4 protein-coding genes are annotated in these 5,055 nt (G+C 65.7%); all 4 read right to left on the bottom strand.

Annotated features, from left to right (window positions below):
• Positions 1-67: 67 nt before the first annotated feature.
• The 4 genes from coaE to pilB are packed head-to-tail and all read right to left on the bottom strand — an operon-like array spanning position 68 to position 4,632.
• Complete coding sequence (coaE, locus tag AC1D2K_RS29590) at positions 68-670, bottom strand: dephospho-CoA kinase (protein WP_478093373.1); 603 nt, start codon at positions 668-670, stop codon at positions 68-70.
• A gap of 8 nt (positions 671-678) precedes the next feature.
• Entirely contained in the window at positions 679-1,635 is a 957-nt protein-coding gene (locus AC1D2K_RS29585; RefSeq protein ID WP_478093371.1) for a prepilin peptidase, read from the bottom strand.
• Complete coding sequence (locus AC1D2K_RS29580) at positions 1,635-2,858, bottom strand: type II secretion system F family protein (RefSeq protein ID WP_478093369.1); 1,224 nt, start codon at positions 2,856-2,858, stop codon at positions 1,635-1,637. Before AC1D2K_RS29580 ends, AC1D2K_RS29585 begins: the two co-directional genes overlap by 1 nt.
• Before the next feature lie 40 nt (positions 2,859-2,898).
• Positions 2,899-4,632 carry a type IV-A pilus assembly ATPase PilB gene (pilB, locus tag AC1D2K_RS29575; RefSeq protein ID WP_478093368.1) on the bottom strand — a complete coding sequence of 578 codons (1,734 nt, stop codon included), beginning with the start codon at positions 4,630-4,632 and terminating at the stop codon, positions 2,899-2,901.
• Between the last annotated feature and the right edge of the window lie 423 nt (positions 4,633-5,055).

The raw sequence follows: 5,055 nt of genomic DNA, 5'->3' as shown, positions 1-5,055 counted from the left end.
GTCTCGCGGGGTCGAAACGCACGCCGCTTTCTTGTTGTCGGGCGCGCACGCGCCGGCGGACCGGGGATTATCGCGTGTCCGCGTCGGCCCAACGATTCCAAAGACTCTGTACTTCGAGGGCGAGTTCCGCGAGCGTGAGCTTCTCGTTGAAGATCAGTGCGTCGGCGGCCGCGCGCCGCAGGCCGCGTTCGGCCTGCTGGGCGATCACCGACCGGACCGCATCGGGCGTCCAGCCCGAGCGCGCCACCACCCGTTCGAGCTGCGTCGCTTCGGATGCGTCGACCACCAGCACCCGGTCGACGTTCGTGCGCCAGCGCCTCGATTCCACCAGCAGCGGGACGTCGAAGACGATGGTCTGGCCGGCCGCAGCGGTGGCTGCCTGCCGTTCGCACTCGGCGCCGATCAGCGGGTGCAGGATGGATTCGAGCCGCCGTTTCGCTGCCGGATCTGCGAACACCAGTTCCCGCATGCGGGCCCGGTCCAGGCCGCCGTCGACCGCAATCACCGAGGCACCGAACTCCAGCTGCAGCGCCGGCATGGCCGCTCCTTGCGGCTGGGCGATGGTGCGCGCGATCGCATCGGTATCGATCAATTTCGCACCGAGCCCGACCAGCATCGACGCGACGGTGCTCTTGCCGCTGCCGATGCCGCCGGTGAGGCCGATGCGCATGGCCGGCCTCAGGGGTGGAAGGGGAAGGCGAACGGCAGCCAGGCCATGACCTGCGCCGGCCCCGCCACCAGGCAGACCAGGCCGGCACCCGCGAGGAAGGGGCCGAAGGAGATGGGCACGTCCTTGTGCGCGAGCTTGCCCGCCACCAGCAGCATGCCGCCGACCACCGCGCCGACGAGCGAGGACACGAGCACCATGGCCAGCAGGAACTCCGCGCCGAACCAGGCCCCCAGCGCCGCCAGCAGCTTGAAGTCGCCGTAACCCATGCCCTCCTTGCCGGTGATCCGCAGATAGAGCTGGTAGATCAGCCACAGGCTCAGATAGCCGGCCACCGCACCCCAGACGGCGGAGGAGAGCGGGACCCCGGTCCAGCCCAGGGCCGAGCCGATCAGACCCAGCCAGAGCAGCAGGTAGTTGTAGTCGTCGGGCAGGTACTGCGTGTCCAGGTCGATCAGGAACTGGCACACGAGCAGCGTCGCGCAGGCGGCCCAGAGCGCGCCGACCGGCGTCAGCCCGAAGCGCCAGCCGCACRGCGCGAACAGCAATCCGATCACTCCTTCGACGATGGGGTAGCGCGGGCTGATCCGGGCCTTGCAATCACCGCAGCGTCCACCCAGCGCCAGATAGCTCAGCACCGGGACGTTGCGCCACCAGCGCACCGGCTGGCCGCAATGACTGCAGCGCGACGCCGGACGCGCAAGGTTGAACGGCGGCAGCGCCTCGAGCACCGGCACGGCCTCGTCGGCCGCCGCCGCGAGCCTGGACTCCACGGCCGACGCGGGACCGAGCGCCCGCGTCCACAGCGAGCGGCCGTCGGCCTGGGTCATGAGGTGGCCGACGGCGTCGAACAGCCAGTCGCGGTACATCATCACCGGCTTCCGGTAGACGACCACATTGAGGAAGCTGCCGATCAAAAGCCCGAACACGCCGGCCAACGCGGCGTCCACCCCCTGCGATACGAGCATCAGACGACCTGGCCAAGCTTGAAGATGGGCAGGTACATCGAGACCACGATGCCGCCGATGATGACGCCCAGGAAGACGATGATGATCGGCTCCATCAGGCTCGAAAGGCCGGCCACCATGTCGTCGACTTMTGACTCATAGAAATCCGCGGCCTTGCCCAGCATGTGGTCGATCGAGCCGGATTCCTCGCCGATCGCGGTCATCTGCAGCACCATCGAAGGAAACAGGTTGGCGTTGGTCATCGCGGTCGTCAGGCTGGTGCCGGTCGAGACTTCTTGCTGGATGCGGGTGGTGGCCTCCGCATAGACCGAGTTGCCCGACGCCCCGCCGACCGAGTCGAGCGCCTCGACCAGCGGCACGCCGGCGGCGAACATCGTGGCCAGCGTGCGGGTCCAGCGCGCAGTGCAGGACTTGTCGATCAGGGCGCCGAAGATCGGCAGGCGCAGCAGCAGGCGGTCCATGACCTGTTGCACGCGCTCGTTGCGCTTCCAGGCCTGGAGGAAGAAATAGATGCCGCCGCCGATCACGCCGAAGATCAGCCACCAGTAGGAGACGAAGAATTCGCTGATCGCCATCACGATCAGCGTGGGCGCCGGCAGGTCGGCGCCGAAGGAGGAGAACACCTGCTTGAAGGCCGGGATCACGAAGATCATGATGATCGCCACCACCACGAAGGCCACCACCACGACCGAGATCGGGTACATCAGCGCCGACTTGATCTTCGACTTGATCGCCTCGGTCTTTTCCATGTAGGTGGCCAGGCGGTCGAGCAGGTCTTCCAGGATACCGGCCGCCTCGCCGGCCTCGACCAGGTTGCAATAGAGGCTGTCGAAGTACTTCGGGAACTTGCGGAACGCCGCCGACAGCGAGGTGCCGGTCTCGACGTCGCTGCGGATGTCGTTGAGCAGCTTGGCGACGTTCGGATTGGCGTTGCCGCGGCCGACGATGTCGAAGGACTGCAGCAAGGGCACGCCGGCCTTCATCATGGTGGCCAGCTGGCGCGTGAAGATCGCGATGTCCTTGGGCTTGATCGCCTTGCCCGAGCGCATGCGCCGCTTCTTGATCTTGGTGGTGAGAATGCCCTGGCGGCGCAGTGCCGCCTGCACCTGGTTCTCGCCGGCGGCGCGCACTTCGCCGCGCACCGTCTTGCCGTTGCGGTCCTTGCCCTCCCACTCGAAGATGAACTCCTTGAGCGTCCGGTTCGATGCTGCTGCCGTTGCCATGGGATCTCCGCCTCTGCGTACTGATGCGCGTATTGCCGCGTTATTCGTTGGTGACTGCCAGCACTTCTTCGAGTGAGGTCAGTCCCTGCATGACTTTTCGAAGCCCCGACTGGCGCAGCGACCTGACGCCTTCGGACTCGGACTGCTTCGCAATGTCGAGTGCGGATCCGTCGCGAAGAATGATCTTCTGGATCTCTTCGCTGATCGGCATCACCTGGTAGATGCCCACGCGACCCTTGTAGCCGCCGTTGCAGGCCGAGCAGCCGACCGGGTGATAGGGCTTCCAGGTGCCGTTCAGGTCGGACTCGTCGAAACCGGCATCGAGCAGGGCCTGCCGGGGCACGTCGGTCGGCGTGCGACACACCGTGCACAGACGGCGCGCCAGGCGCTGGGCCGTGATCAGGATCACGCTGGAGGCAATGTTGAAGGGCGCGATGCCCATGTTGCGCATCCGCGTGAGCGTGGTCGGGGCGTCGTTGGTGTGCAGCGTCGAGAGCACCAGGTGGCCCGTCTGCGCCGCCTTGATCGAGATGTCGGCCGTTTCGATGTCGCGGATTTCGCCGACCATGATGATGTCGGGATCCTGCCGCAGGAAGGCCCTGAGCGCGGTGGCGAAGGTGAGGCCGGCCTTGTCGTTGACGTTGACCTGGTTCACGCCGGGCAGGTTGATTTCGGACGGATCCTCGGCGGTCGCGATGTTCACGCCGGGCTTGTTGAGCAGGTTCAGGCAGGTGTAGAGCGACACGGTCTTGCCGGAGCCGGTCGGCCCGGTGACCAGCACCATCCCGTAGGGGCGTCCGATCGCCGCCAGCAGGCGCTCCTTCTCGACGGCGTCGTAGCCGAGTGCATCGATGCCCAGCCGGGCGCTGCTCGGATCCAGGATCCGGATCACGATCTTCTCGCCGAACAGGGTGGGCAGGGTGCTGACCCGGAAATCGATCACGCGCTCGGGACCGATCTTGAGCTTCATCCGGCCGTCTTGCGGGATGCGCTTCTCGGAGATGTCGAGCCGGGAGATGACCTTGATGCGCGACGCCAGCTTGTCCTTGATGACCGTCGGCGGACTGGCGATCTCGCGCAACTCGCCGTCGATGCGGAAGCGAACGCGGTAGTTGTGCTCGTAGGGCTCGAAGTGAATGTCCGAGGCGCGCATGCTGAAGGCGTCGAGCAGCATCTTGTGCAGGAAGCGCACGACCGGCGCGTCCTCGACTTCGGCCACCGCCGGGTCGTTGCTCTCGCTCGACGTATCGGCCGTCACCTCGTCGAACTCGAACTCCGCACCGATGATGCTGTCGATGGTCTCGGAGGCGGACACCGCCGCCGCTTCGATCATGCGGGAAAGCTTGTCGTACTCGGCGATGACCCAGTCGACGCCCATCTGCGAGGCGAACTTGATCTTCTCGGCCGCCTGCTGGTCGGAGGGGTCGGCGGTCGCGACGATGAGGCGGTTGTTGCGCTTGCTCAGCACCACCACCCGGTAGGCCTGGCACAGCTTGGGGTCGAGCAGGTCCTTGGGCAGGCGCTGCGAGTCGATGGCGTCGAGGTCGAGCAACGGCGCGCCGAACGCGCTCGACAGCGTATGGGCCAGGTCAGCCGCCGAGACCGCACCGGAGCCGGTCAGCTCCGCAATGAAGCTGGTTCGGCCGCTGAGGGATTTCTGATAGATGTCTTCCGCGGTCTTCGCGGGGAGCTTTCCGGCCGAAACGAGGGCGCGCGCGAGTCCCGGCAGGGCGATCGGCGAGCTTTCTTTGACTAAGGGTTCGGCAGCGGCCATTCAACGAATGTAAGAAACGTGAAAATGTGCTTCACGATCATCGCTGATCGCCCAAGCGCTGTAAATCGCCGCGCGGCAACAGTTCCGCGAAGCATTTGGCAATTACAGCCCTGAAAGGCTGGTCGAGGTGAAAGGGACTGGGGGCGGATTTTATAACGATGTCGTCCCGACAGGCGTTGAGAATGCGCCTCAAGTGTGCGGTCGCTATCGGAATCTGCTGACGCACGAAGCGGCTGGGCTTGGCACTCGCCACGGCACATGGGGCGACGCCGGCCAGTGCCGCACTGGCTTTGGCGAAGGCCAAAGGGGCCTGCCAACTTGAAATTACCGACTTCCTTGGCGGAAATCTGGTCGGGGTGAGAGGATTCGAACCTCCGGCCTCTACGTCCCGAACGTAGCGCTCTACCAGGCTAAGCTACACCC

This window comes from Variovorax sp. P1_H12_2 (assembly GCF_056405335.1).
The sequence above is the reverse complement of the archived record's forward strand: the minus strand, read 5'-3'. Positions and strand labels throughout refer to the sequence as shown.

Coding starts and splice junctions, on each gene's coding strand:
- coaE (WP_478093373.1), bottom strand. CDS start 670: ATGCGCATCGGCCTCACCGGCGGCATCGGCAGCGGCAAGAGCACCGTC.
- pilB (WP_478093368.1), bottom strand. CDS start 4,632: ATGGCCGCTGCCGAACCCTTAGTCAAAGAAAGCTCGCCGATCGCCCTG.